Here is a 26,291-nt window from a genome sequence, read left to right on the forward strand (position 1 = left end):
CGACTCAGACGGAGGTTCCGCCGTGGATCGACTCGAAAAGGCCTGTATCGAAAAGGGCATGCGCATGACGGACCAGCGCCGCGTGATCGCGCGCGTGCTGTCGTCGGCCGACGACCACCCGGACGTCGAGGAACTGCACCGCCGGGCCCACGCCATCGATCCGCACATCTCGATCGCCACGGTCTACCGTACGGTCCGCCTGTTCGAGGAAAGCGGCATCATCGAGCGCCACGACTTCCGTGACGGTCGCTCGCGCTACGAAGAGACGCCCGATCACCACCACGACCACCTGATCGACATGAAGACCGGCAAGGTCGTCGAATTCGTGGACGAGGAGATCGAGGCCCTGCAGAACGCCATCGCCCGCAAGCTGGGCTACAAGCTGATCGACCATCGGCTGGAGCTCTACGGCGTTCCGCTGGAGGATTGATCCGGCGAGGGTGTGGCCCTGGCGAACTTGCGCCAGGGGCCGCGTGACCCCATAACCTCGCCCATGAGCGAGACCCCGCAAAAGCGCCTCTATATCAAGACCTACGGCTGTCAGATGAACGTCTACGACAGCGAGCGCATGGCCGATGTCCTGCGCCCGCTGGGCTATGGCGTGGTCGATGACCCGGAAGGCGCGGACCTGGTGGTGCTGAACACCTGCCACATCCGCGAGAAGGCGACCGAGAAGGTCTATTCCGAGCTCGGCTACATCAAACAGATGAAGGATCGGAAGGCCGAGAGCGGCGGTCGCATGACCATCGCCGTGGCCGGTTGTGTCGCCCAGGCCGAGGGCGTTCAGATCATGCAAAGGCAGAAGGCGGTTGATCTGGTGGTGGGGCCGCAGGCCTATCACCAGCTGCCCGAGCTGATCGCCCGCGCCCACCGGGCGACCGGCGAGCGCCTGGCCGCCGATTTCGCCGCCGACGAGAAGTTCGACGCCCTGCCGGCCGAGCGCCACGTCACGGGGGTGACCGCGTTCCTCACCGTGCAGGAAGGCTGCGACAAGTTCTGCACCTTCTGCGTGGTGCCCTATACGCGCGGCGGCGAATGGTCGCGGCCGGTCAACGACATCGTCGAGGAAGCCAAGCAATTGGCCGGAAAGGGCGTGCGCGAAGTCACCCTGCTGGGCCAGAACGTCAACGCCTATGACGGCGACGGCTCTTCCTTGGCCAAGCTGGTTCGCCAGCTGGCCAGGATCGATGGCCTTGACCGTATCCGCTACACCACCAGCCACCCGCGGGACATGGGCGATGATCTGATCGAGGCCCACGGCGAGCTGCCCGAGCTGATGCCCTACCTCCACCTGCCCGTGCAGGCGGGCTCGGACAAGATTCTCAAGGCCATGAACCGCGATCATACGGCCGAGAGCTATGTGAAGCTGATCGAGAAGATCCGCGCGGCGCGACCGGACATCGCCATGAGCGGCGACTTCATCGTCGGCTTCCCCGGCGAGCGCGACGGCGATTTCGACAAGACCCTGGAGCTGGTCCGTGAGGTCGGCTTCGCCAGCGCCTTCTCGTTCAAGTATTCGCGCCGTCCGGGGACGCCGGCCTCGGCGATGCCCGGCCAGGTCGACGAGGCGGTCAAGGCCGAGCGCCTGGAGCGCCTGAACCAGCTGCTGGACGAGCAGCAGCGCGCCTTCAACACCAGCCAGGTCGGCAAGGTGATGCCGGTGCTGTTCGAGAAGTCGGGCCGCCACCCTGGCCAGATCGTGGGGCGCAGCCCATATCTGCAGGCCGTCCACGCCGAGGGCCCCGAAAGCCTGATCGGGACGATCGCGCCCGTCCGCATCGAGAGCGCCGCCAAGATGAGCTTGGGCGGCGTCCTGGAAGCCAATCCCGACACGATCCAGCCCATTTGGGAGACCGCTTGAGCCGCACCCCTGAGTTCCTGCCGCTGTCCGACGACGCCGTCATCGCCGTTACCGGCCAGTCCGGCCGTCACGCCGCCCTGATCGAAGACGCCTTCAAGGTGCTGATCGAGACCCCGGGCGGCGGCGTCACCATCACCGGCGACGCGCGCGGCCGCACCGGCGCCAAGCGGGTGCTGCAGAGCCTGGCCGCCCGCGCCGACGCCGGCGAGGAGGTGGTCGAGGCCGACGTGCGCATCGCCATTGGCCAGGCTCACGAAACTGGCGGCCAGGCCTCGCCCCGCGCGGTGCGCAAGGGTAATGTCTCGCCCAAGACCAAGGGCCAGGCCCGCTACATGGAGGCCATGGCCAGCCATCCGCTGAGCTTTGGCCTCGGTCCCGCCGGCACCGGCAAGACCTTCCTGGCCGTGGCCCATGGGGCGGGCATGCTGATGCGCGGCGAGGTCGATCGTCTGATCGTCACCCGCCCCGCCGTCGAGGCCGGCGAGAAGCTGGGCTTTCTGCCGGGCGACCTGAACGAGAAGGTCGATCCCTACATGGCCCCGGTCTGGGAAGCCCTGACCGACATCATGGGGGCCGATCAGCTGCGTCGGCGTCGGGAAAAGCTGGAGATCGAGGTCGCCCCGATCGCCTTCATGCGCGGCCGCACGCTGGCGCACGCCTTCGTCATCGTCGACGAGGCCCAGAACTGTTCGCGCCTGCAGATGAAGATGGTCCTGACGCGCCTGGGCGAAGGCGCGCGCATGGTGGTGACCGGCGATCCGACCCAGGTCGATCTTCTGAACCCGCGGGATTCGGGTCTGGCCCATGCCGTCTCGATCTTGGAGGGGGTCGAGGGCGTGTCGGTGTCGCGCTTCACCTCGGCCGACGTCGTCCGCCATCCGCTCGTCGAGCGGATCGTCAAGGCCTATGACGCCGACGCGGCCCAAAGCACGCCCCGGTAAGTGAGTACGCCCCTTTAGATGACCATCACCGTCGACATCGAGATCGAAGACGAGGCCTGGACCCGGGCCGAGGCGGATACCGAGGCTCTGGTCTGGCGCGCGGCCCAGGCCGTGCTGGACGCGCACGAGGACATCGAAGGCCAGGGGATCGTGATCCTGCTGACCGACGACGACAGCGTCCAGGCCCTGAACCGCGACTTCCGCCAGAAGGACTACGCGACCAACGTCCTGTCCTTCCCCTCGCCGCAAAATCCGGAAGCCAACCCCGAGGGTCAGATCGGCGACATCGCCCTGGCTTATGGCGTCTGCGCCCGTGAAGCGGCCGAGCAGGGCAAGCCTCTCGCCCACCACCTGCAACATCTGGTGGCGCATGGCGTGCTTCATCTCCTAGGATACGACCACGAGGACGACGAAGAGGCGGAGGCCATGGAGTCGTTCGAGCGCGAAATTCTGGCGGGTCTGGACGTTCCGGATCCTTATGCCGGTGATGAAGAGGGGCGCTGACAGGGGCCATGCCCAGCGACGAGCCTAGTCAACAGCCCGCCGGTCCGGCTCGCAGGAGCCGGGGCGTGCGGGCGTTTTTCCGGCGTATGCGCCGACAGCTGACCGGCGGCGAGCCCTCGCGGCCGCCCGAACCCCCGGCCGCGACCGGCGTCATCGACATCGTCGACCAGGCCGAGGCCTTCCAGACCCTGCGGGTCGCCGACGTCATGACTCCGCGCGCCGACATCGTCTCGGTCGAGCTCTCGACGCCGTTCGAGACGGTCGTCGCCCAGTTCGCCGAGGCCGAGCACTCGCGGATGCCGATCTATCGCGAGACCCTCGACGATCCCGTCGGCGTCGTCCACGTCAAGGACATCTTCCGCCTGCTCTCCGACGAGGCCAGACGGCCGGCGGCGGGCGATCTGGTGCTGAACAAGCTGCGCCGTGACGCGTTGTACGTGCCCGCTTCGATGAAGGCCGCCGATCTCCTGCTCCGCATGCGCACCAGCCGTATCCACATGGCCCTGGTCATCGACGAGTTCGGCGGCACCGACGGTCTGGTCTCGATGGAAGACCTGATCGAGGCGGTGGTCGGCGAGATCGACGACGAGCACGATGACGCGGCCGCCGTCGCGATCGTGGCGCGGCCAGGCGGGGTTTTCGACGCCGACGCCCGCGCGCCGCTGGAAGAACTGGAGGCCGCCCTCGGCCGCGAGCTGGCCCCCTCGGACATGGAAGAGGACATCGATACGGTCGCCGGCCTGGTCGTGGCCCTGGCCGGCCGCGTGCCGCAGCGGGGCGAGGTCATCGCCCATCCGGACGGCTACGAGTTCGAGGTGGTCGAGGCCGATCCGCGCCGGGTGCGCCGGGTGCGTGTGCGCGGCGGTTCGTCGCCGCAGTCAGCGCTGGCCGGGACCGTCTCCGAGGGCCTTGGAGCCTCGTGACCGCGTGGACGGACTTCCGCGCGAAGGCCTGGAGCGCCCCGCTTCTGGCGTTGATCGCCGGCCTTGCCGCCGCCCTGGCCCATCCGCCGTTCGGCGTGCTGCCGGGGCTGCTGGGCTATGCCGTTCTTCTTCATCTTCTGGACGACGCCAATCCGGCCAAGCCGCTGCGCTCGGCCTTCTGGCGCGGTTGGCTGGCCGGGGTGGGCTATTTCAGCCTGAGCACCTGGTGGATCGCCGAGGCCTTCATGGTCGACGCCGCCAACCAGGGCTGGATGGCCCCCTTCGCCGTGGCGGCCATGGCCTCGGGCCTGGCGCTGTTCTGGGGCCTGGCGGCGCTGCTCTACCGCTGGGTTCGGCCGGCTAGCGCCTGGCGGGTCCTGACCTTCGCCGGGGCCTTCGCGGCGCTGGAGTGGGCGCGCGGCCACGTCCTGACCGGCTTTCCCTGGAACCTCCCGGGCGAGACCTGGCGGGCGGGATCCTTCCCGTCCCAGGCCGCCGCCCTGGTCGGCGCCTACGGCCTGACCTGGATCACCCTGGCCATCGCCGCCGCTCCCGCCGCGTGGCGCGAGGGCAAGGCCGGGAAGGTCGCGCTGGGCGCGGCGGGCGCCGGCCTCGTCGCGCTCTACGCCTACGGCGCGGTGGCGCAGTCGCGACCGCTGGCCGAGGGCCCGCCGACCACCGTGCGGATCGTCCAGGCCGACATTCAGCAGGACGCCAAGTGGGACGCCGAGCGCTTCTCGCGGATCGTACAGTCCTATGTCTCGCTGACCGCGGCGCCGTACAAGGACAGGCCCGCGGACATCGTGATCTGGCCCGAGGGCGCCTTGCCGGCGGCGACCAACGATTATCTCGCGCCGGGGACTTGGGTCCGCCAGGCGATTGTCGACAGTCTCCAGCCTGGGCAGCTGCTGCTGATCGGCGGTTATCGTTACGAAGGGCCGGTCCAGGCGCCAGTCTATTATAATAGCCTGATCGCCCTGCGTCGCACGGCCACGGATCTCGCGGTGGTCGGGATCTATGACAAGCATCGGCTGGTGCCGTTCGGCGAATACCTGCCGGCGGAGAAGTTCCTCACCCTCATCGGCTTCAAGAGCCTGACGCATCTGGGCGACAGCTTCGCCACGGGTCCGCGCCCGGCCCCCCTTCGCATCGCGCCCGACCTGCTGGTCCAGCCGCTGATCTGCTACGAGAGCCTGTTTCCCGGCTTGGCCAAAAGCGATCCGAACGTCCGCGCCCTGATCAATGTGTCGAACGACGCCTGGTTCGGCGTGACGTCCGGACCTTTGCAGCACCTCAATCTGGCCAGCTATCGCGCCATCGAGAGCGCCAAGCCGATCCTGCGCGCCACGCCCACCGGAGTAAGCGCTGTCATCGACGCGCGTGGTCGGATCATCCCGGGGGCCCGGCTTGATTTAGGCAAAAGCGGCGTCGTCGATGCGCAAATACCGGGGATGGGTGAGATTACACCCTTCGATAACTTCGGAAATCTCGCGTTTCTTGCGCTTCTACTGATATCTGCGGTTGCGTCAGTTCGCCTGCGAGCAGGTAAGTCCTTTTCCTCTATTGCGCGCCTGTAAGACTTAGGCTGAATTAAAACCGCAATTTCAGCTATCAAGCGTGGGTATGAGCGACCTGCCGCACACCGAGCGCCACCCCAACCCCATCGACCTGCACGTCGGGGCGCGTATCCGCATGCGCCGGAAGATTCTGGGCGTCAGCCAGGAGCGACTGGCCGAGCATCTGGGTCTGACCTTCCAGCAGATCCAGAAGTACGAGCGCGGCGCCAACCGGGTCAGCGCCAGCAAGCTCTATGAAATCGCCAAGAGCCTGCAGTCGTCGGTGGCCTATTTCTTCGAGGGCCTGGCCGATACCGCCAGCGAGGGCGTGGCCGAGGGCGGCGAGGTGTTCGTCCACGATTTCCTGATGACGCCCGAAGGCCTGGAACTGGCCAGCCTGTTCCCTCGGATCACCAAGCCGAAGGTGCGCCGGCGGATCCTGGAGCTTGTTCGCTCGATGGCCGAGGAAGAGGAACCCGGCGACGACGAGTCGTAAGTCCCTCAAGCGCCGCTTGATCGCATAAACATATCTTTATATGGTTCCGGTCTAACTGACGCCGTACCGGGCGCCTGTCCGCCTGCGCGGAATTTCATGACCGGAGCTGTCTCTTGAGCCGTTCGTCCTACATCTTCACCAGCGAGAGCGTCTCTGAAGGTCACCCCGACAAGGTCGCCGACCGTATCAGCGACACCGTCGTCGACGCCTTCCTGACCGTCGATCCCGAGGCGCGCGTCGCCTGCGAGACCCTGGTGACGACCAACCGCATCGTCCTGGCCGGCGAGGTCCGCGCCGGCAAGCCGGATGGCGACAAGAAGGCCAACAAGCAGCTGACCAAGGACATCCTCGCCTCGCTCGAGCCCAAGGTTCGCGCGGCGATCAAGGATATCGGCTACGAGCAGAAGGGCTTCCACTGGCAGAAGGCGAAGTACTCGAACTTCCTGCACGGCCAGTCGGCGCACATCGCCCAGGGCGTGGACGCCACCGAGAAGAAGGACGAAGGCGCCGGCGACCAGGGCATCATGTTCGGTTACGCCAGCACCGAGACCCCGGAGCTGATGCCGGCCACCCTGCAGTACAGCCACAATGTGCTGAAGCGCCTGGCCGAGCTGCGTCACAGCGGCGAGCTCTCGGCGCTGGAGCCGGACGCCAAGAGCCAGGTGACCCTGGAATATGACGGCAATGGCCGTCCCGTGCGGGTCGTCTCGATCGTCGTGAGCCATCAGCACAAGAAGAAGATCGACGGCAAGGCCGCGACCTCCAAGCGCGTGCTGGACCTGATCAAGCCGCACATCCTGCCGGTGTTCCCGGACGGCCTGATCACCAAGAAGACCCAGTGGCTGGTCAACCCGACCGGTCGCTTCGAGATCGGCGGCCCGGACGGCGACGCCGGCGTCACCGGCCGCAAGATCATCGTCGACACCTACGGCGGCGCGGCTCCGCATGGCGGCGGCGCGTTCTCGGGCAAGGATCCGACCAAGGTCGACCGCTCGGCGGCCTATGCCTGCCGTTACCTGGCCAAGAACGTCGTGGCCTCGGGCCTGGCCGACCGCTGCACCATCCAGATCGCCTATGCGATCGGCGTGGCCCACCCCGTCTCGTTCCACGTCGACCTGCACGGCACCGGCAAGGTGGATCCGGCGGTGCTGGAAAAGGTGCTGCCGCAGCTGATCGGCGGCGCTACCCCGCGCGCCATCCGCGAGCACCTGCAGCTGAACCGCCCGATCTACGCCCGCACCGCCGCCTACGGCCACTTCGGCCGCACGCCGGATAACGAAGGCGGCTTCTCGTGGGAGAAGACCGACCTCGTGGGCGAACTGAAGGGCCTGGCGTAAGCCTCACCTTCGACCCCTCGCGAAGCGGGCTCCGATCCATCCGGGTCGGAGCCCGTTTTCATTTCGCTTTCAAAGCTCTAAGACGCCGCCCATGACTTCCGCTCCCATTCCCCACGGGCCGCTGCGCTCGTTCGGCCGCATCAAGGCGCGCCCGGTGAAGCCGCGCCAGCAGGCTCTGCTCGACACCCTGCTGCCCGAGATCGCCGTGCCGCAGGGCCCGTTCCTGCCCCTGGATCTGATGCCGGGCGCCAAGGCCGTATGGCTGGAGATCGGCTTCGGCGGCGGCGAGCACATGGCCGCCCAGGCTGGTCGCGTTCCGGAGACCCTGGTCATCGGGGCCGAGCCGTTCGTCAACGGCGTGGCCAGCGCCGTACGCCATGTGGAAGAGCAGGCGCTGAAGAACGTGCGCATTCACGAGGGCGACGCTCGCGACGTGGTCGACTGGCTGCCCGACGCCTGCCTCGATCGCGTGTTCATCATGTTCCCCGACCCCTGGCACAAGGCGCGCCACAACAAGCGCCGTCTGATCCAGCCGGAGTTCGTGGCCAAGCTGGCGCGCGTCATGAAGCCGGGCGCGGCCCTGCGCTTCGCCACCGACTGGGCCGACTACGGCGAGTGGACCACCGAGCGGGTGCTGGCCGATGCGAATTTCCGCTTCGCCGACGCCGACGCCGACCGCAACGCGATTCCGGCCGACCACGTCACCACGCGCTACGAGGAAAAGAAGCTGGGCGACTGCGCGCCGGTGTTCCTGGATTTCGTCAGGGCATAGGCGCTGACCTTCCCTCCCCACGAGGGGGAGGGGCGTCATCGTCTGGCCTAGTACGTTTCGTTGTAGCGCTTGATCGCCGTGCGGATGATGTCGGCGGTCTCCTCGATGTCCGCCCAGCCGCTGATCTTGGTCGACTTGCCCTTTTCCAGATCCTTGTAGTGCTGGAAGAAGTGGGCGATCTGCTCGGTCAGGATGGTCGGCAGGTCGCGCCAGCTGGACACGCCGGTATAGAACGGGTGCAGCTTGTCGACCGGCACGGCCAGGATCTTCTCGTCCGAACCGGCTTCGTCGACCATCATCAGGGTGCCGATCGGGCGGCAGCGGATGATCGCGCCCGGCACCACCGGAGTCGGGCCCACGACCATGATGTCGGCCGGGTCGCCGTCGTCGGCCAGGGTGTGCGGGATGAAGCCGTAGTTGGCCGGATAGAACATCGCCGTGTGCAGGAAGCGGTCGACCATCAGAGCGCCGCTTTCCTTGTCGATCTCATACTTCACCGGCTCGCCGCCCTGCGGGATCTCGATGATGGCGTTGAGGTCGTAAGGCGGGTTGGCCCCGGTGGGGATCTTGGAGAGGTCCATTGTGACTCTTCGTCTTATGAGGTCCGCGGGGAGGCGGCCTGCGCGGGCTGGCTTATAGAGCGTGATAGCCAAAAGTGTGAGCGGTTTTGGCGGCCATCACGCTCTACTTTTTTAAAACGAGCCTGTTTATCCATTTTGGATGCAGGCATCCAAAATGGACAGGCTCTTCCTAAAATTGCTGCGGCGCGGAAGGGGCGTACGCCGATGGAGTCGACAAGGTTTTTCAATTCGCCTATAAAGCGTCCTACATCGTCCGTTAGCGCTAGATGGCGCTTTCGAGCGGCGGCCGAAAGGCTGCCGCTTTTTGTTTGGCTGAACGGGAGTTTTCCCGCCAGCCGTATCGAGTTGAGAAGAACGTGCGCGGCAAGACGCAGGAAGACCGTGATCTGATCGACATGCTCGATCCCGTGGCCGAAACCCTTGGCTACGAGATCGTCCGGCTGCGCCTGATGGGCGGCGCCGAGCAGCGTCGCCTGCAGATCATGGCCGAACATCCGCTGCGGGAAGACGGCAGCGGCGGCGACATGAACGTCGAGGACTGCGCGAAGCTGTCGCGCGGGATCTCCGAAATCCTCGACGCCGCCGACCCGATCGCCGGCGAATATACGCTGGAGGTCTCCAGCCCCGGCATCGACCGGCCGCTGACCCGCCTGAAGGATTTCGCCGACTATGCCGGCCTCGAGGCCCGCATCGAACTCGACCGCGTGGCCGAGGGCCGCAAGCGCTTCAAGGGCGAGCTGGCCGGGATCGAAGACGACCAGGTCGGCCTGAACATCGAGGGCGAGGACGACGTCACCGTCTACTTCCCCTTCGCCTGGATCATCGACGCCAAGCTCGTCATGACCGACACCCTGATGGAGCGGGGCGCGAAGCAGCGCGCCGCCCGCATTCAATCCGACAACGACGACCTGTCCGAAAGTGAAGAGGACTGACCATGGCCATCGGCATCTCCGCCAACCGGCTCGAACTCCTGCAGATCGCCGACGCGGTCGCGCGTGAAAAGAGCATCGAGAAGGAAGTCGTCATCGAGGCCATCGAGGACGCTCTGCAGAAGGCCGCCCGCGCCCGCTACGGCGCCGAGCACGACATCCGCGTCAAGATCGACCCGCGCACGGGCGAAATGACGCAGAAGCGCGTGATCGAGGTGGTGCCCGACGACGCCGAGCTGGAAGGCGAGATCGGCAAGATGCAGCTGTCGATCGCCAAGCGCACCTGGCGCGACGCTGAGGTCGGCAAGATCTACGAAGAAGTTCTGCCGCCGTTCGAGATCGGCCGCGTCCAGACCCAGATGGCCCGCCAGGTCGTCATGCATAAGGTCCGCGAAGCCGAGCGCGAGCGTCAGCACGAAGAGTACAAGGATCGCGTCGGCGAGATCGTCAACGGCAGCGTCAAGCGCGTCGAATACGGCAATGTCATCGTCGACCTGGGGCGCGGCGAAGGCATCATGCGCCGCGACCAGTCGATCCCGCGCGAGAACTTCAACGTCGGCGACCGCATCCGCGCCTACATCTACGACGTCCGTCGCGAGACCAAGGGCCCGCAGATCATGCTGAGCCGCGCGCACGGCGGCTTCATGGCCAAGCTGTTCGCGCAGGAAGTGCCGGAAGTCTATGACGGCGTCATCGAGATCCGCGCCGTGGCCCGCGACCCGGGGTCGCGCGCCAAGATGGCCGTCATCTCCAACGACAGCTCGATCGACCCCGTCGGCGCCTGCGTCGGCATGCGCGGCTCGCGCGTGCAGGCGGTCGTGGCCGAGCTGCAGGGCGAGAAGATCGACATCATCCAGTGGTCGGAAGACGAGGCCACCTTCATCGTCAACGCCCTGGCCCCGGCCGAAGTCTCCAAGGTCGTCATGGACGAGGAAGACGAGCGCGTCGAAGTCGTGGTGCCGGACGAGCAGCTGTCGCTGGCCATCGGCCGCCGCGGCCAGAACGTCCGCCTGGCCTCGCAGCTGACCGGCTGGCAGATCGACATCATGACCGAGAGCCAGGAGAGCGAGCGCCGTCAGCGCGAGTTCGCCGAGCGCACGACCCTGTTCCAGGAAGCGCTGGACGTCGACGAGGTCATCGCCCAGCTGCTGGTCACCGAAGGCTTCGCCGCGGTGGAAGACGTGGCGTTCGTCGAACCGCACGAGATCGCCTCGATCGAGGGCTTCGACGAGGAAACCGCGGAGGAGCTGCAGGCCCGCGCTCGCGAATTCCTCGACAAGGAAGCCGCCGCCCTGGACGCCAAGCGTCTGGAGCTGGGCGTGCAGGACGAACTCCTGGCCGTCGAGGGCGTGACCCTGGCCATGGCCGTGGCCCTGGGCGAAGGCGACGTGAAGACGGTGGAAGACCTCGCGGGTCTGGTGCCGGACGACATGCGCGGCTGGTTCGAGACCAAGAACGGCGAGCGCGTGCGCGAGCCGGGCATCCTGGAAAGCTTCAACCTGTCGCCGGAAGACGCCGAGGCCCTGATCATGCGCGCCCGCGTCGCCATGGGTTGGGTCGAAGCGCCGCCGGAACCGGAATACGAAGCGGAAGCCGAGTATGAGGCCGAAGCTGAAGCTGAAGCTGAAGGCGAAGGCGAAGCCGTCGCCGAGGCCCCCGCGACCGAAGAAGCCGTCTCCGAAGAAGAGGCCTAAGCCCTTCGGAGCGTGAAACGACGGCCTCGCGGAGCGATCCGCGGGGCCGTTCGCCATTCCGGAGCGCGGCGTTCGCCTCGCTCCAAGCAAAAGACAAGATGACCGAGACCGACCCCAAAACCCACGCCGAGGCCAATCGTCTGCGCAAGGACATCGTCCTGGGCGAGGCGACGGACGAAGCGCGCCTGGTCCGCTTCGTGGCGGGGCCGGACGGGACGGTCACGCCCGACGTGGCGAGAAAGTTGCCGGGCCGAGGTATCTGGGTCGGCGCCGACCGGGACTCGATCGCCACGGCGGCCAAGAAGGGCCTGTTCTCGCGCGCGGCCAAGACCAAGCTGACGGTTCCGGCGGATCTCGCCGACCAGGTCGAGGCCTTGCTGGTTCGCCGGCTGCTGGACAGCCTGGGCCTTGCGCGCAAGGCTGGAAGCATTATCTCGGGATACGAAAAGGTGGTCGCCGCCCTGGGAACGGGCAAGGTGGCCTGGCTGATCGAGGCGTCCGACGCGGCCGCCGATGGTCGCCGCAAGATACTTAACGCCGCCCGAAAGGCCCCCACGCCGCCTCGTTTGCTGGGCGCCTTCAATTCGGATGAATTGAGTTTGGCCTTGGGCGGGGAGAATGTGATACACACCGCACTCCTCGCCGGGCGCGGCGCCGAACGTTGGACATTGGATGTCGAGCGTTTGTCAGGTTTCCGCCCGCTTTTGCCTCCCGAATGGTCGGCGAACGGACGTGAGGACGGCTAGCGGCCTTCCCGCCCTCGGCGGATGAGAAGGTCACTGGACTAAGAGGGCGGGCCTGTTCGCCCTGGTCGGTCAACCGGCCGGGACAGGCTCTAGAGCTTTTGCATCCCACTGGATCCGCTTCAGTGCGATGGAAAAGCTCTAGAATCTTAGACGTTGGGCGCGGCTATTCGGGTCGCGTTCGTGAGTGAAGGGTCGGGAAACGCGCTTGCCTCGGCAGGTACGTCCAGGCCCCTTTCTCACATGGAAAATGCGGTTTTTTAGCCAGGTACCGCCTGGCGGAAGTACAAGCGAGCGCATGAGCGACGAGAACGAAAACGGCCGACCCGGCGGACGAGCCCCCATCACCCTGAAGCCCCGCCAGGGCTCGGTGAGCGCCGGGGTCGTGAAGCAAAGCTTCAGCCACGGCCGGACCAAGACGGTGGTGGTCGAAACCAAGCGCACGCGTCCGCACGCGTCCGCGACGGGCAATCTCGCCGCGCCGTCTTCGGCTGAGCGTCGCCATGACGCGCCGCCGCCGCGCCAGCAGTCATTGCAAGGCGGCGGCCACGCCCCGTCGGGCGGCGGTTCGGCCGGTGGTCTCTCGCAGGAAGAACTGCGCGCTCGCCAGCGCGTCGTCGACGCCGCGCGCGAAAACCAAGCGCGTCAGGCGGCCGACCAGGCCGCCGCCGAGGCCCGCGCCCGCGCCGCTCAGGAAGCCGCTCAGCGCGAAGCCGCCGCTAAAGCCGCGGCCGAACGCGCCGCCGCCGCGCCGCCGGTTCAAGCGCCCGCCGCTCAAGCACCGGCTCCGGCGCCGGCTCCGGTCGCGCCCGCCGCACCGGTGACGCCGCCACCGGCCGCGCCGGTTCAGCGTCCCGTGGCCCAGGCTCCGGCGGCTCCGCGCGCCGAGGCTCCGCGCCAGGACGCGCCCCGTCATGAAGGTCCGCGTCATGAAGGTCCGCGTCACGACGGGCCTCGCCCGGCGGCTCCCGCTGGCCAGACCCGCACCTACGAGCCTAGCCGCGAGCGTCGCGACGATCGTCCGAGCACGACGACCTATCGTCCGGCCCCGCAGGGCGACCGTCCGTTCAACCAGCGCGCCCCGCGCCCCGACGCCGGCGCCAACTTTGGTCAACGCGCCCCGCGTCCGGAAGGCGACCGCCCGCGCGGTCCGCGTCCCGACGGCGATCGTCCGCAGGGCGACCGCGGCGGCTATCGTGGCGACCGCCCGCAGGGTGATCGTCCGCAAGGCGACCGCCCGCAGCAGACCGTCCGCTATTCGGCCCTGGCCCCGCGCCCGGCGCCCGGCGCCCGCACGGGTCCCGGCGGTCCGCCGCGCGGTCCGCGTCCGGGCGTGCCGGCTCAGGCTCCGGCCACGCCGGAAATCCAACGCGCCATGCGTTCGGCCCCGCGTCCCGGCGGCGAAGTCAGCCGCCGTCCGGACGACGACGATGATCGCCGCAAGGCCGCCAACGCGCCCAACAAGGCCGTCTCGCGCGTCAAGGGCGCTCCGCAGCGCCGCGAAGGCCGTCTGACCATCCAGGCCGTGGCCGGTGATGGGGATTCCGCCGACCGCATGCGCTCGCTGGCCTCGGTTCGCCGGGCCCGCGAACGTGAAAAGGAAAAGCGTCGCGGCGGCGTCGCCGAACAGACCCGCGTCGCGCGTGAAGTCGTCATTCCCGACGTCATCACCGTGCAGGAGCTGTCCAACCGGATGGCCGTGCGCGGCGTCGAGATCATCAAGTTCCTGATGCGTCAGGGCGTGATGCTGAAGATCAACGACGTCATCGACAACGACACCGCCGAGCTGGTGGCGACCGAATTCGGTCACACCGTGCGCCGCGTGTCGGAAGCCGACGTCGAAGAAGGCTTCATCGGCGCCGAGGACATCGACGATCACCTGGAGCCGCGCCCCCCGGTCGTCACGATCATGGGTCACGTCGACCACGGCAAGACGTCGCTTCTGGACGCCCTGCGCTCCACGGACGTGGCGGCCGGCGAACACGGCGGCATCACCCAGCACATCGGCGCCTATCAGGTTCGCCTGAAGGACGGCCAGCGCGTGACGTTCCTCGACACGCCCGGCCACGCCGCCTTCTCGGCGATGCGCGCCCGTGGCGCCAACATCACCGACATCGTCGTGCTGGTGGTGGCGGGTGACGACGGCGTGATGCCCCAGACGATCGAGGCGATCAAACACGCCAAGGCCGCCAACGTGCCGATCATCGTCGCCGTCAACAAGATGGACAAGCCGGGCTCGGATCCGACCCGCGTGGTCAATGAGCTGCTGCAGCACGAGATCGTCGTCGAAAGCCTGGGTGGCGACACCCAGATTATCGAGGTCTCGGCCAAGGCGCGCACGGGTCTCGACGAGCTGCTCGACGCCATCCTGCTGCAGGCCGAAGTGCTGGACCTGAAGGCCAACCCCGACCGCACCGCCGACGGCGTGGTGATCGAGGCCAAGCTGGACAAGGGTCGCGGCGCGGTTTCGACCGTGCTGGTCAATCGCGGGACGCTGAAGCGCGGCGACATCGTCGTCGCCGGCGCCCAGTTCGGCCGGGTTCGCGCCCTGCTGAACGAGCGCAACGAGCAGCTGACCGAGGCAGGACCAGCCACCCCGGTCGAGATCCTGGGTCTGGACGGCGTCCCCTCGCCCGGCGAAGCCTTCGCCGTGGTCGAGAACGAAGCCCGCGCCCGTGAACTGACCGAGTACCGCATCCGCCAGAAGCGCGAGAAGTCGATGGCCCCCGTGGGCGCCGGCGCCTCGATGGCCGACATGATGGCCAAGCTGCAGGACAAGAAGCTGAAGGAACTGCCGCTGGTCATCAAGGCCGACGTGCAGGGTTCGGCCGAAGCGATCATCGGTTCGCTGGACAAGATGTCGACCGACGAGGTCCGTGCGCGGATCATCCTGTCGGGCGCCGGCGCGATCAGCGAAAGCGACGTCATGCTGGCCAAGGGCGCCGGCGCGCCGGTCATCGGCTTCAACGTCCGGGCCTCGGCCCAGGCGCGGGCCCTGGCCGAACGCGAAGGGGTCGAGATCCGCTACTACGCGATCATCTACGACCTGCTGGACGACATCAAAGGCGTGCTCTCGGGCATGCTGGCCCCGATCCAGCGCGAAACCTTCCTCGGCAACGCCGAGGTCCTGCAGGCCTTCGACATCTCGAAGATCGGCAAGGTCGCCGGCTGTCGGGTCACCGAGGGCGTGGTCCGCAAGGGCGCCAAGGTCCGGATCATCCGCAACGACATCGTCGTTCTGGAACTGGGCACCCTGGCGACGCTCAAGCGCTTCAAGGACGAGGTCAACGAGGTCCCGTCCGGTCAGGAGTGCGGCATGCTGTTCGCCGGCTTCCAGGACATCAAGGTCGGCGACACCATCGAGTGCTTCACCGTCGAAGAGATCAAGCGCCAGCTCGACTAGGGCTGATCGCGAGATCGAAAATTCGAAGGGCGCGGATCGCGAGGTCCGCGCCCTTTGTCTTTGTCTGGGTATTGCTTGGGGACTCGAAGCGAGACTGGAAATCGCCCCAATCCGGCGCTACCCCTTTCGTATGCGTATCAAGGCCCTCCTCGCTCTCACCGCCGTCGCCGCATCGCTCGCGGCCTGCGCGACCGTGAATCGTCTCGACGCCGGCGGCGACGTGCACGACCTGCTGGTCGCCATCCGCGACAACGACCGGGCGACGTTCGAGGCGCATGTCGATCGCCGGGCGCTGAAAGCCCAGATCGAGACGCGGCTGATGGAAGAGGCGCGTCAGCGCGGCGGGCAGAGCAGCGGGGTCATGGCCCTGGCCGCCCTGGCGGCGGGCCCGTTGGCCGACGCGGCCGGCGAGGCGCTGATCCGGCCGGAAACCTTCCACGCGGCCGCCAACTACTATGGCTACACGCCTGATCGGCCGATCCCGGGCCGGGTGGCGATCGCCGGCGCGCTACGCCCCGTCGGCGACGGCCGGGTCTGCGCGGCCAAGAAGGACGGCCCCTGCCTGCTGACCTTCACTCAAGAGGGGGCGACCTGGCGCCTGACGAGCTTCGACGCCGAGGCCGCGAACCTGCATCTGAAACGATGAAGCCAGTCGTCTGGGGGGGCGTCGCCCTAGCCTTGCTGTCGGCCACCGCCGCCCGGGCCGAAACCCGGCTGTTCTCGTACGACCCGATCTCGGCCGACGCCAAGCGGCTGACCGGCGCTGGCGTGACCATCCTCTTCAACCAGGGCTTCATGGGCGCCAGCCGGCCGATCAAGGTGCTGGCCACCGGCGTGCCGGCCGAGGCGCGGCTGAAGGACGGCCGCCAGAAGGACCTGGGTCCAGGTGGCCTCTCGGGCATGGAGGGCGTCGACGCCGACGCCTCGCTCTATGAGGTCGACGCCACGGCGGCCCAAGGCAAGATCTATGTCCGCGCCTTCTGCCCCGGCTCGACGCGGCTGTGGCTGTCGTTCAGCACCATCGCCCTGCGCCGCGACCTGCGGATCCAGGCGTTCGGCGACGATCCGAAGGCGGAGGGGAAGGCGCGGCTCTGTGGCACGCTGGATTTCTCGTATCGCGGCGAGTGGCGCCTGCCGCGCGGCCGCGACGGACCGGACCCGATGTCGGACTGGACCGACAATCCCCAGCATCCCGACACAACCAACTAGGCGATCGTTCAAGAATTTAGCCGCCGCATGTCGCAACAACAGGGGCTGGCGCGTCTTTAGGATGAGGCCGGCGATTTCCCGGCGGGAGACGCGCGATGCGGTTCATGGTGTTGCTGAAGGTCGAAACCGACGTCGGGCCGGAACTGGGCCAGGCGATGCGGGACTATGACGCGGAACTCGTCAGGGCCGGCGTGGCGGACCGGGCGAGGCTGTCGGCCCGCGGCGCGCGGATGGAAGCCGACGCCTCCGCTGAAGGTCGAACCCTGGCCGGCTTTTGGGTCTTCGATGTCGCCTCGCGCGAGGACGCCGCCGCCTGGGTGCGCCGTTGTCCCGCGCCGGCTGACGGTTCGGCCGAGATCGAGATCCGCCTGCTGCTTGAGCCGGGCGATCTCTCCGAACGTCCCGAGCCGGGCAGGCCGCGGCCCGCCTGGAAGCGGGCGATGGCCTTCTGATCCTGACCGGGAGCCTTTTGCTTTGACGCATTTTCCGACGCCGAACCGGTATCCACTTCGTCGGAAAATGCTCTAGCCTTCTCGAAACAAAGAGGGGGCGGGCATGGCTGACGACGGGCTGTCGGGATTCGAGCGCTTCGAGTTCGACGACGGGCGCTGGACGCGCGAGGTCTACAAGATCGGCTCCGGGCCGGCGGTGATCGTCATCCACGAGGTGCCGGGCCTGCATCCGGGCGTGCTGGCCTTCGCCCGCGACCTGGCCGCCTCGGGCCTGACCGCCTATTGCCCCAGCCTGTTCGGCAAGCCCGCCAAGCAAGTCACGCGCGGCTATGCGATCGGGGTGATCCTCAAGAACATCTGCGTGCGGCGCGAGTTCAGCGTCTGGAAGGACGGCCGCTCCAGCCCGATCGTCGACTGGCTGCGGGCCCTGGCCCGCCAGGCGCACGAGGACTGCGGCGGCAAGGGCGTCGGCGCGGTCGGCATGTGCTTCACCGGTGGCTTCGCCCTGGCGATGATGACCGAACCGGCCGTGGTGGCGCCCGTGCTGTCCCAACCCTCCCTGCCGCTGAAGGACAAGGGCGGCCTGGATTGCTCGGCCTCGGAGCTGGCCTGCGCCAAGCGGCGGTTCAAGGACGAGGATCTGTCGCTGCTGGCCCTGCGCTTTTCCGCCGACAAGCTGGTGCCCGACGCCCGTATCGCGCGGCTGAAGGCCGAGTTCGGCGACAAGGTCGAGGTGGTCGAGCTGGATGACGCGGACGCCGCGCCGGGCGTGCCCATGGCCCCGCACTCGGTGCTGACCCTGCACCTGCACCGCTCGGTCCCGGACAGCGGATCGATGAAGGCGCGGGACAAGGTGATCGCGTTCTTCAAGGATCGGGTTGGCGCCTAGGGAAGGGGGCGGGGCTGGACTTCCGCCGCTTACGCGCCTAGACACCCGCCTCCGATTTTCCCCGCGCACCGGCGTTCGATCCGCCGGCCGGGCCACAAGGATTCCGCGCCATGAAGCGCCTCTCGGGCCCCAAGAAGGCCGAAACCAAGAAGGCCTCCCCGACGGGCCCTTCGCAACGCCAGCTCCGCGCCGGCGAACTGATCCGCCACGCCCTGGTCGATGTCTTCCACGAGGAAGGCCTGGCCGATCCGGTGCTGGTCAACGTCTCGTTCACGGTGTCGGAGGTGCGGATGAGCCCCGATCTGCGCCACGCCGTCTGCTTCGTCGAACCCCTCGGCGCTGGCCTGAAGGGCGAGGCTGGCCGCGGGGACGAGGACATCAAAGAGGTCATGAAGGCCCTGAACCGGGGGGCCAGTTTCCTGCGCGGGCGCCTGGGCAAGGTGATCGACATGAAGTTCACGCCGGACCTGAAGTTCATCCACGACGAGAGCTTCGGCGCCGCCGCCTACATGGACCGCCTGTTCGACGACCCGCGCGTGCAGCAGGACGTGCGCACCCTCTCGGACGTCGCCGGCGAAGACGATCAGGGCCATGGGGACGAGCATTAGGCATGGCCCGCCGCAAGAAGGGTGACGCCGTCTCGGGTTGGATCTGCCTGGACAAGCCCTACGACCTGACCTCGACCACGGCGGTCAGCCGGGTGCGCCGGGCGTTCAACGCCCAGAAGGGCGGCCATGCCGGCACGCTGGACCCGCTGGCCACGGGGATCTTGCCCATCGCCCTGGGCGAGGCGACCAAGACCGTTCCGTTCCTGATGGACGCCGACAAGGCCTATCGCTTCACCATCGCCTGGGGCCGCGACACCACGACCCTGGACCGCGAGGGCGAGACGACCGGAACCTCCGACGTGCGGCCGACCCGCGAGCAGGTCGAAGCCGCCCTTCCCGCCTTCATCGGCGAGGTCGACCAGGTCCCGCCGAACTTCTCGGCCATCAAGGTCGACGGCGAGCGCGCCTATGACCTGGCGCGTGACGGCGTCGAGTTCGAGCTGCCGACCCGCAAGGTCAACATCTTCGACCTCAAGGTTGTCGAGCAGGCCGACGCCGACCACGTCACGCTGGAGATGGAATGCGGCAAGGGCACCTATGTGCGGGCCGTGGTCCGGGACCTGGCCAAGGCGCTGGGAACCTGCGGTCACGTGGCCGAGCTGCGCCGGACGCGGGTGGGCGACTTCGCCGAGGCGACCGCGATATCGCTGGAAACCCTTGAGAATTTGAGCTATGAGGCCCGGCTGTCGGAGGCATTGCTTCCGGTCGAGACCGCGCTGGACGACATCCCGGCGTTGGCCGTGACCGACGAAGACGCCTTCCGGCTTGCACAGGGACGCGCCATCGTCCTGCTTCCGAGGCAGGTTGAAACGCTGAAAGCCGAGCTCACGCCCGGCGATCGCACCGTTTCCGCCATGTCCGGCGACAGGTTGGTGGCCCTGTGCGAGATGCGCGCCGGGAAGCTCAATCCGGTGCGGGTCTTCCAACTCACCTGAGCGGAGACAACCCGATGTCGATCACCATCGAGCGCAAAGCCGCTCTTATCGCCGAACACGCCCGCACCACCGGCGACACCGGCAGCGCTGAAGTCCAGGTCGCGATCCTCTCGGAACGCATCTCGAACCTGACCGAGCACTTCAAGACGCACAAGAAGGACAACCACAGCCGTCGTGGCCTGCTGAAGCTGGTTTCCCAGCGTCGCCGGCTTCTCGACCACCTGAAGAAGTCCGACGCCGGTCGCTATCAGGCCCTGATCGAAAAGCTGGGTCTGCGTCGCTAAGGCACAATTCGGCCGCTCTGCTTTCGTAGAGCGGCCGAACGTTTTTCTGAAGCGTGCCGGTCGAAAACGGTTTGCCGAAAGTGGTTTCCGGTTTCGGCGCCCGTCACGCGAAAAAGTCCAAGCCTTCGTTTCGAGACAGGCCGAAACGAAAGGTTGCCGCGGGTCCGCCATGCGCGATCCGAACACGTAAGCCGGAGATCACTGTCTTCGGACGTCTGTCGAACTGGATGAGGAAATCTCGGGACCGCCCTTCGGCCGCCCGCCCCTGTCCGTCCTGAAGGAAATGGGTCCTTCGGAACCGAAAGAAGAAAAAATGTTCGATATCAAGCGCAAGACGATCGAGTGGGGCGGCAAGACGCTGGTCCTCGAAACCGGTCGCATCGCCCGTCAAGCCGACGGCGCCGTTCTGGCCACCATGGGCGAAACCGTCGTCCTGGCCACCGCCGTGTTCGCCAAGAGCCAGAAGCCCGGTCAGGACTTCTTCCCGCTGACGGTCAACTATCAGGAAAAGACCTTCGCGGCCGGCAAGATCCCGGGCGGCTTCTTCAAGCGCGAAGGCCGTCCGTCGGAAAAGGAGACCCTGGTCTCCCGCCTGATCGACCGTCCGATCCGCCCGCTGTTCGTCAAGGGCTTCAAGAACGAAGTCCAGGTCGTCGTCACCGTGCTGCAGCACGACCTCGAGAACGATCCCGACATCCTGGGCATGGTGGCCGCCTCGGCCGCCCTGGTCCTGTCGGGCGCCCCGTTCATGGGCCCGATCGGCGCGGCCCGCGTTGGCTGGATCAATGACCAATACGTGCTGAACCCGACGCTCGACGAGCTGAAGGACAGCAAGATGGACCTCGTGGTCGCCGGCACCACCGAAGCGGTGATGATGGTCGAAAGCGAGATCCAGGAGCTTTCGGAAGAGATCGTGCTGGGCGGCGTCAACTTCGCCCACAAGGAAATGCAGACGGTGATCGACGCGATCATCGACCTGGCCGAGCACGCCGCCAAGGAGCCCTTCGCGTTCGAGCCGGAAGACACCGACGCGATCAAGGCCGAGATGAAGGGCATTGTCGGCGCCGACATCGCCGCCGGCTACAAGATCACCAAGAAGCAGGACCGCTACGAAGCGATCGGCGCCGCCAAGAAGAAGGCCATCGAGGCCCTGGGCAAGTCGGACACCAATCCGGCCGGCTACGACCCGCAGAAGCTGGGCGCGATCTTCAAGGAACTGGAAGCCGACGTCGTGCGTCGCGGCATCCTGGACACCGGCCTGCGCATCGACGGCCGTGACGTCCGCACCGTCCGTCCGATCCTGGGCGAAGTCGGCATCCTGCCGCGCACCCACGGCTCGGCCCTGTTCACCCGCGGCGAGACCCAGGCGATCGTGGTCGCCACCCTGGGCACCGGCGACGACGAGCAGTTCATCGACGCCCTGGAAGGCACCTACAAGGAATCCTTCCTGCTGCACTACAACTTCCCTCCCTACAGCGTCGGCGAAACCGGCCGTATGGGCAGCCCGGGCCGCCGCGAAATCGGCCACGGCAAGCTGGCCTGGCGCGCCCTGCGCCCGATGCTGCCGAGCAAGGAAGACTTCCCCTACACGATCCGCCTGGTCTCGGAGATCACCGAGTCGAACGGCTCGTCCTCGATGGCCACGGTCTGCGGTTCGTCGCTGGCCATGATGGACGCCGGCGTTCCGCTGATCCGTCCGGTCTCGGGCATCGCCATGGGCCTGATCCTGGAAAAGGACGGCTTCGCGGTTCTGTCGGACATCCTGGGTGACGAAGATCACCTCGGCGACATGGACTTCAAGGTCGCCGGCACCAGCGAAGGCCTGACCTCGCTGCAGATGGACATCAAGATCGCCGGCATCACCCCGGAGATCATGAAGCAGGCCCTGGCCCAGGCTCACGAAGGCCGCGCTCACATCCTCGGTGAAATGAACAAGGCCATGGACGCGCCGCGCGCCGACGTGGGCGACTTCGCGCCGAAGATCGAGACCATCACCATCCCGACCGACAAGATCCGTGAAGTGATCGGCACCGGCGGCAAGGTGATCCGCGAGATTGTCGCCACCACCGGCGCCAAGGTCGACATCAACGACGAAGGCACCGTGAAGGTCTCGGCCTCGGACGGCGCCAAGATCAAGGCCGCGATCGACTGGATCAAGTCGATCACCGACGAAGCCGAAGTGGGCAAGATCTACGACGGCAAGGTCGTGAAGGTCGTCGATTTCGGCGCCTTCGTGAACTTCTTCGGCGCCAAGGACGGCCTCGTCCACGTCAGCCAGATCAGCAACGAACGCGTCGCCAAGCCGTCGGACGTGCTGAAGGAAGGCCAGATCGTCAAGGTGAAGCTCCTGGGCTTCGACGATCGCGGCAAGACCAAGCTGTCGATGAAGGTCGTCGATCAGGAAACTGGCGAAGACCTTTCCAAGAAGGAAGCGGCGGCCGAAGAAGCGTAAGCCTCTTTAGCTTCCATTCCGGACGCTATCAGGCGGGCGGTTCCGAAAGGGGCCGCCCGTTTTGCGTTTTGGCTTTTCATTGTTCTCTCTTTGTTCCATTCTGAGTTGCGGAACAGGAGGCGAGCGATGGCCGACCATGTCGTGCAGTGCGGAGCGTGCCGCGTCGATGTCCAGGTTGTGCGAGAGGGCGATGGTTTTGCCGCGCGCTGTCCGGCCTGCGCCCGGACCGCGCCCAAGGATGAGGCCATCCGGGTGGCCCGCAGTTCTCTGATCGACGTCATCATGCGCGATCTCGACGAGAACCTGCGGGAAATCGTCCGCGCCAGCCCGATCGTCGGTTACCAGCCGGCCCAGCGTTACGACTGGGTGCTCAAGGGCGTCGGCGGATAAAGTTCCAAATTGGAAACAATGGATTTCCATAGTTTCCATATCCGTGATGATTGTCCGCGTTCATTCTCTCCTCATCGGGACAACGGGACGGGCCAGACGGCCTCCCAGCCAGAGGGAAAACGGACATGAGCAGCGGCTATTTCACCACCAGCGACGGCGCCCAGATCTTCTTCAAGGACTGGGGTTCGAAGAGCGCCCAGCCGATCGTCTTCCACCATGGCTGGCCGCTGTCGTCGGACGACTGGGACGCGCAGATGATGTTCTTCCTGGGCAAGGGCTATCGCGTCATCGCTCATGACCGTCGCGGCCACGGCCGGTCCAGCCAGACCGACACCGGCAACGAGATGGACACCTACGCCGCCGACGTCATCGCCCTGGCCAAGCATCTGGACCTGAAGAACGCCATCCACATCGGTCACTCGACCGGCGGCGGTGAGGTGGCCCACTACGTGGCCCGCGCCGAGCCGGGCCGCGTCGCCAAGGCCGTGCTGGTCGGCGCCGTGACGCCGCTGATGTTGAGGACCGAGGCCAATCCTGGCGGCCTGCCGCTGGAGGTGTTCGACGGCTTCCGCAATGGCACGGCCAATGACCGCGCCCAGTTCTTCCGCGACGTCGCCGCCGGCCCGTTCTACGGCTTCAACCGCGCGGGCGCGCGGGTCAGCCAGGGCGTGATCGACAACTGGTGGCGCCAGGGCATGATGGCTGGCGTCAAGGCGCTGTACGACTGTGTGGCGGCCTTCTCGGAAACCGACTTCACCGAGGATCTGAAGGTCATCGATGTGCCGGTGCTGGTGCTGCATGGCGAGGACGATCAGGTCGTGCCGATCGACGCCTCGGCCCGCCAGGCGATCAAGCTGCTGAAGAACGGTCAGCTGATCACCTATCCGGGGTTCCCGCACGGCATGGCGACCACCGAGGCCGAGACGATCAACAAGGACCTGCTGGCCTTCATCCAGGGCTGAGGCCGACGCTCTGGGCCGCGTCCTTCCTTCGGGAAGGGCGCGGTCTAGCGGGCTTTCTTCAGCAGGTCCTCGGCAGCGTCGGGCGTCAGCGGGCCGGTGTGCTTGGCCAGGATCGTGCCGTCCGAGCTCACCAGATAGGTCTCCGGCACGCCGGTGACGCCGAACTCCAGGCCCGCGCGGCCGTCGCGGTCGACCAGCCGCTCGGCGAAGGGATCGCCCAGGCGGGTCAGGAAGGCCTGGGTGTTGGCCGGGGCGTCCTTGTAGGCGATGCCGACCACCTTCACGCCCTGGGCCTTGAGGGCCATCAACTGCGGGTGCTCGACCTCGCAGGGGGCGCACCACGAGGCGAAGAAGTTGACCAGGATCGGGCCGTCCGTTGTGGCCCGGATCGGGGCCGGGCGGCCGCTGTCCAGTTCGGGCAGGGACAGGGCCGGCATCGGCTTGCCGACCAGGGCGTGCGGCTGGACGTGCGGATCACGCTTCAGGGCGAAACCCGCGAACAGGGCCGCGAGGGCGATCAGGATGATCAGCGGCGCGAAGGCCAGCCAGCGCCTCACGGCCCGACACTTTCTTGGCCGACCTCGTTCAACTCGGCCTGCAGGCGTTCGGCCTCGCGCTTCCACCGGCGGGTCGTCAGCAGGCTGTCGGCGATCATCCAGGCGAAAGCCGCCGCCGAGATGGCGAAGGCGGGCCACAGATAGACGGCGTACTTGCCGGCGTCGAAGTCGAAGCTCATCGCGCGCCCTCCGCCAGCTTCATGGCCAGGCTCCGGGCCTTGCGCCGCCACACCAGGCCGCGGATGCGGACCAGCCACAGCGCGCCGAAGCCGCCGAGATAGGCCAGGCCCATCAGGACGGCCGGCCAGGCGTAGATGGCCGGCAGGCCGTCGCCGTCCTTGGCCATGAAGGTCGAGGAGCCCTGGTGCAGGGTGTTCCACCACTCGACCGAGAACTTGACGATCGGCAGGTTGATCAGGCCGACCAAAGCGAGGATCGCGGCGGCGCGGGCGGCCTTCTGCTCATCTTCCAGAGCGCCGCGCAGGGCCATGTAGCCCAGATAGAACAGCAGCAGCACCAGCACCGAGGTCAGGCGCGCGTCCCACACCCACCAGGCGCCCCACATCGGCTTGCCCCACAGCGAGCCGGTGATCAGGGCCAGGGCCGTATAGGCCGCGCCGATCGGGGCGCAGGCCTGGGCGGCGAGGTCGGCCAGGGCCTGGCGGAAAACCAGGGCCAGGAAACTGGCCGCGCCCAGACAGACATAGATGAAGATGGCCAGCGAGGCGGCCGGAATGTGGATGAACATCATCCGCACCGTGTCGCCTTGCTGATAGTCCTCGGGGACCAGGAAGGTCATGACCAGGCCGGCGATCCCGGCGAGGGCCGACAGCGCGCCGAGCCACGGCGCGGCCCACCGCGAGAAGGCCATGAACCGCTCGGGGTTGGTCAGGAAATCGAACGTGTGGCGCGCGTCCATATCGGCTGCTTAGAGCGCGGCGAGAGCGCGGGCAATGGTCGTATCGCTACTGAAGAGGAGAAGGCGCGTCGGTTGCAGGCCCGACGCGCCTTCGTGCTCGGTCGGGGTCAGCCGACCTTGCGCTGGATGACGACCCTACGGTCGTCGCTTTTGATCATCGGGCCGCGGGTTTCGAAGCGACGCACGAAGACGCGCTGGTCGCCTTCGCCCTCGCCCATGCCCAGGATGTCGAAGGTCTTCTGCTGGGCCGGAGTCAGGGCGGTGTAGAAAGCGCGGGTGGCTTCCGCGCGCGTCTTCATGGCGTCAGCGGCCTTGGTCACGCGGTCCAGGCGCTCCAGGGTGGTCAGCGGCTTGCGCTCGGCCCATTCGCCTCCGTCACGCTTGGAGTCGCCATCCTTCTTGTCGTCCTTGGAGACTTCGCGCTTCTCGATGACGATCTTGGGCGTGGTGGCCTCGACATAGGCCTTCAGGGCGCCGTCCTGGTCGCCGCGCAGCTGCAGGATGTCGCGCAGACGCTGGGCGCGTTTTTCCGGGTCGGCGTGGCGATCCTGGCGCATGAACATCATGTCCGGACCCATCGCCATCATCATGTCCATCGGGGGCATGGGAGGCATGGGGGGCAGGGGCGCTTCCGGCGGCGGCGGCGGGGCGGGCGGGGCCGGAGGCGGCGGAACCTGGGCCAGGGCCGCGCCGGCGAGAAGGGTTGTGGCAGCCCCTGCAAACGCCAGGCGGGTAAGGGTTTTACGCATGGTTGTGAGCTCCCTGTCGTATGAGGACGAGAGCTTGGCCATCGGGATATGGCGCGAAAATGTCAGAAAACATGAACAATGTTCCATGTTTGACGAAGTCCGCGAAAGGTTCCGTGTTTGCGCTCAAGCGGGCGTGCTTTATGTC

The 26,291-nt window shown here is 67.0% G+C and carries 28 protein-coding genes; 23 read left to right on the forward strand and 5 right to left on the reverse strand.

Annotated elements, in window-relative coordinates:
* The first annotated feature begins 22 nt into the window (after positions 1 to 22).
* From AC1RNC_RS16120 to trmB, 9 genes are all read left to right on the forward strand, one after another.
* Entirely contained in the window at positions 23 to 430 is a 408-nt protein-coding gene (locus tag AC1RNC_RS16120; protein ID WP_125158899.1) for a Fur family transcriptional regulator, read from the forward strand.
* Between the two features lie 63 nt (positions 431 to 493).
* Positions 494 to 1,861 carry a tRNA (N6-isopentenyl adenosine(37)-C2)-methylthiotransferase MiaB gene (gene miaB / locus AC1RNC_RS16125; RefSeq protein WP_492887358.1) on the forward strand — a complete coding sequence of 456 codons (1,368 nt, stop codon included), beginning with the start codon at positions 494 to 496 and terminating at the stop codon, positions 1,859 to 1,861.
* A complete protein-coding gene (locus AC1RNC_RS16130) occupies positions 1,858 to 2,802 on the forward strand; it encodes a PhoH family protein (RefSeq protein WP_492887359.1) in 945 nt (314 codons plus the stop codon). Before miaB ends, AC1RNC_RS16130 begins: the two co-directional genes overlap by 4 nt.
* Before the next feature lie 36 nt (positions 2,803 to 2,838).
* Positions 2,839 to 3,306 (forward strand): rRNA maturation RNase YbeY, encoded by a 468-nt coding sequence (ybeY, locus tag AC1RNC_RS16135; RefSeq protein ID WP_492887609.1) that lies wholly within the window; start codon positions 2,839 to 2,841, stop codon positions 3,304 to 3,306.
* 8 nt (positions 3,307 to 3,314) lie between these two features.
* On the forward strand, positions 3,315 to 4,229 hold the full coding sequence (locus tag AC1RNC_RS16140; RefSeq protein WP_492887360.1) for a hemolysin family protein: 915 nt from the start codon (positions 3,315 to 3,317) through the stop codon (positions 4,227 to 4,229).
* Positions 4,226 to 5,806: an apolipoprotein N-acyltransferase gene (gene lnt / locus AC1RNC_RS16145; protein ID WP_492887361.1), complete on the forward strand. Its 1,581-nt coding sequence runs from the start codon at positions 4,226 to 4,228 to the stop codon at positions 5,804 to 5,806. Before AC1RNC_RS16140 ends, lnt begins: the two co-directional genes overlap by 4 nt.
* 40 nt (positions 5,807 to 5,846) lie before the next feature.
* The gene (locus tag AC1RNC_RS16150) at positions 5,847 to 6,281 is read left to right on the forward strand and encodes a helix-turn-helix domain-containing protein (RefSeq protein ID WP_492887362.1); all 435 of its coding nucleotides are present in this window, start codon (positions 5,847 to 5,849) and stop codon (positions 6,279 to 6,281) included.
* Positions 6,282 to 6,394: 113 nt separating this feature from the next.
* Positions 6,395 to 7,618 (forward strand): methionine adenosyltransferase, encoded by a 1,224-nt coding sequence (gene metK / locus AC1RNC_RS16155; protein ID WP_492887363.1) that lies wholly within the window; start codon positions 6,395 to 6,397, stop codon positions 7,616 to 7,618.
* Between the two features lie 91 nt (positions 7,619 to 7,709).
* Positions 7,710 to 8,390 (forward strand): tRNA (guanosine(46)-N7)-methyltransferase TrmB, encoded by a 681-nt coding sequence (gene trmB / locus AC1RNC_RS16160; protein ID WP_492887364.1) that lies wholly within the window; start codon positions 7,710 to 7,712, stop codon positions 8,388 to 8,390.
* Between the two features lie 47 nt (positions 8,391 to 8,437).
* Here trmB and ppa read toward each other — a convergent pair whose 3' ends face one another.
* Positions 8,438 to 8,971, reverse strand: coding sequence for an inorganic diphosphatase (gene ppa, locus AC1RNC_RS16165; RefSeq protein WP_013077233.1), 534 nt, complete (start codon positions 8,969 to 8,971; stop codon positions 8,438 to 8,440).
* A gap of 356 nt (positions 8,972 to 9,327) precedes the next feature.
* Between ppa and rimP the strand changes: the two genes are divergently transcribed.
* From rimP to AC1RNC_RS16235, 14 genes are all read left to right on the forward strand, one after another.
* A complete protein-coding gene (gene rimP, locus AC1RNC_RS16170) occupies positions 9,328 to 9,903 on the forward strand; it encodes a ribosome maturation factor RimP (RefSeq protein ID WP_492887365.1) in 576 nt (191 codons plus the stop codon).
* Positions 9,904 to 9,905: 2 nt separating this feature from the next.
* Positions 9,906 to 11,594, forward strand: coding sequence for a transcription termination factor NusA (nusA, locus tag AC1RNC_RS16175; RefSeq protein ID WP_492887366.1), 1,689 nt, complete (start codon positions 9,906 to 9,908; stop codon positions 11,592 to 11,594).
* Between the two features lie 98 nt (positions 11,595 to 11,692).
* Complete coding sequence (locus tag AC1RNC_RS16180; protein ID WP_492838858.1) at positions 11,693 to 12,340, forward strand: RNA-binding protein; 648 nt, start codon at positions 11,693 to 11,695, stop codon at positions 12,338 to 12,340.
* Between the two features lie 295 nt (positions 12,341 to 12,635).
* Positions 12,636 to 15,740 (forward strand): translation initiation factor IF-2, encoded by a 3,105-nt coding sequence (infB, locus tag AC1RNC_RS16185; protein WP_492887367.1) that lies wholly within the window; start codon positions 12,636 to 12,638, stop codon positions 15,738 to 15,740.
* A gap of 130 nt (positions 15,741 to 15,870) precedes the next feature.
* Entirely contained in the window at positions 15,871 to 16,386 is a 516-nt protein-coding gene (locus AC1RNC_RS16190) for a DUF2939 domain-containing protein (protein ID WP_492838854.1), read from the forward strand.
* Positions 16,383 to 16,949: a hypothetical protein gene (locus tag AC1RNC_RS16195; protein ID WP_492887368.1), complete on the forward strand. Its 567-nt coding sequence runs from the start codon at positions 16,383 to 16,385 to the stop codon at positions 16,947 to 16,949. The genes AC1RNC_RS16190 and AC1RNC_RS16195 overlap by 4 nt, the downstream gene beginning before the upstream one ends.
* A 95-nt stretch (positions 16,950 to 17,044) precedes the next feature.
* Positions 17,045 to 17,401, forward strand: a complete 357-nt coding sequence (locus AC1RNC_RS16200) for a YciI family protein (protein ID WP_492887369.1) — start codon at positions 17,045 to 17,047, stop codon at positions 17,399 to 17,401.
* 103 nt (positions 17,402 to 17,504) lie between these two features.
* Positions 17,505 to 18,290 carry a dienelactone hydrolase family protein gene (locus tag AC1RNC_RS16205; RefSeq protein ID WP_492887370.1) on the forward strand — a complete coding sequence of 262 codons (786 nt, stop codon included), beginning with the start codon at positions 17,505 to 17,507 and terminating at the stop codon, positions 18,288 to 18,290.
* Positions 18,291 to 18,400: 110 nt separating this feature from the next.
* Positions 18,401 to 18,898 (forward strand): 30S ribosome-binding factor RbfA, encoded by a 498-nt coding sequence (rbfA, locus tag AC1RNC_RS16210; RefSeq protein ID WP_492887371.1) that lies wholly within the window; start codon positions 18,401 to 18,403, stop codon positions 18,896 to 18,898.
* 2 nt (positions 18,899 to 18,900) lie between these two features.
* Positions 18,901 to 19,833 (forward strand): tRNA pseudouridine(55) synthase TruB, encoded by a 933-nt coding sequence (gene truB, locus AC1RNC_RS16215; protein WP_492887372.1) that lies wholly within the window; start codon positions 18,901 to 18,903, stop codon positions 19,831 to 19,833.
* Positions 19,834 to 19,847: 14 nt separating this feature from the next.
* Complete coding sequence (gene rpsO, locus AC1RNC_RS16220; protein ID WP_099581985.1) at positions 19,848 to 20,117, forward strand: 30S ribosomal protein S15; 270 nt, start codon at positions 19,848 to 19,850, stop codon at positions 20,115 to 20,117.
* 313 nt (positions 20,118 to 20,430) lie between these two features.
* On the forward strand, positions 20,431 to 22,569 hold the full coding sequence (gene pnp, locus AC1RNC_RS16225; protein ID WP_492887373.1) for a polyribonucleotide nucleotidyltransferase: 2,139 nt from the start codon (positions 20,431 to 20,433) through the stop codon (positions 22,567 to 22,569).
* A gap of 126 nt (positions 22,570 to 22,695) precedes the next feature.
* On the forward strand, positions 22,696 to 22,959 hold the full coding sequence (locus tag AC1RNC_RS16230) for a hypothetical protein (RefSeq protein ID WP_492887374.1): 264 nt from the start codon (positions 22,696 to 22,698) through the stop codon (positions 22,957 to 22,959).
* A 125-nt stretch (positions 22,960 to 23,084) separates the two neighbouring features.
* Positions 23,085 to 23,921: an alpha/beta fold hydrolase gene (locus tag AC1RNC_RS16235; RefSeq protein WP_492887375.1), complete on the forward strand. Its 837-nt coding sequence runs from the start codon at positions 23,085 to 23,087 to the stop codon at positions 23,919 to 23,921.
* Positions 23,922 to 23,965: 44 nt separating this feature from the next.
* On the opposite strand, the gene AC1RNC_RS16240 is transcribed toward AC1RNC_RS16235, so the two are convergent.
* The 4 genes from AC1RNC_RS16240 to AC1RNC_RS16255 form a co-directional block, all read right to left on the reverse strand.
* Positions 23,966 to 24,478, reverse strand: a complete 513-nt coding sequence (locus AC1RNC_RS16240) for a DsbE family thiol:disulfide interchange protein (protein ID WP_492887376.1) — start codon at positions 24,476 to 24,478, stop codon at positions 23,966 to 23,968.
* Positions 24,475 to 24,657: a heme exporter protein CcmD gene (gene ccmD, locus AC1RNC_RS16245; RefSeq protein WP_492887377.1), complete on the reverse strand. Its 183-nt coding sequence runs from the start codon at positions 24,655 to 24,657 to the stop codon at positions 24,475 to 24,477. Before ccmD ends, AC1RNC_RS16240 begins: the two co-directional genes overlap by 4 nt.
* Complete coding sequence (ccmC, locus tag AC1RNC_RS16250; RefSeq protein WP_492838837.1) at positions 24,654 to 25,397, reverse strand: heme ABC transporter permease CcmC; 744 nt, start codon at positions 25,395 to 25,397, stop codon at positions 24,654 to 24,656. Before ccmC ends, ccmD begins: the two co-directional genes overlap by 4 nt.
* Positions 25,398 to 25,504: 107 nt before the next feature.
* Entirely contained in the window at positions 25,505 to 26,146 is a 642-nt protein-coding gene (locus AC1RNC_RS16255) for a Spy/CpxP family protein refolding chaperone (protein WP_492887378.1), read from the reverse strand.
* Positions 26,147 to 26,291: the final 145 nt, after the last annotated feature.

The sequence above is a fragment of the Caulobacter sp. GW822-FHT01G02 genome, assembly GCF_058802865.1.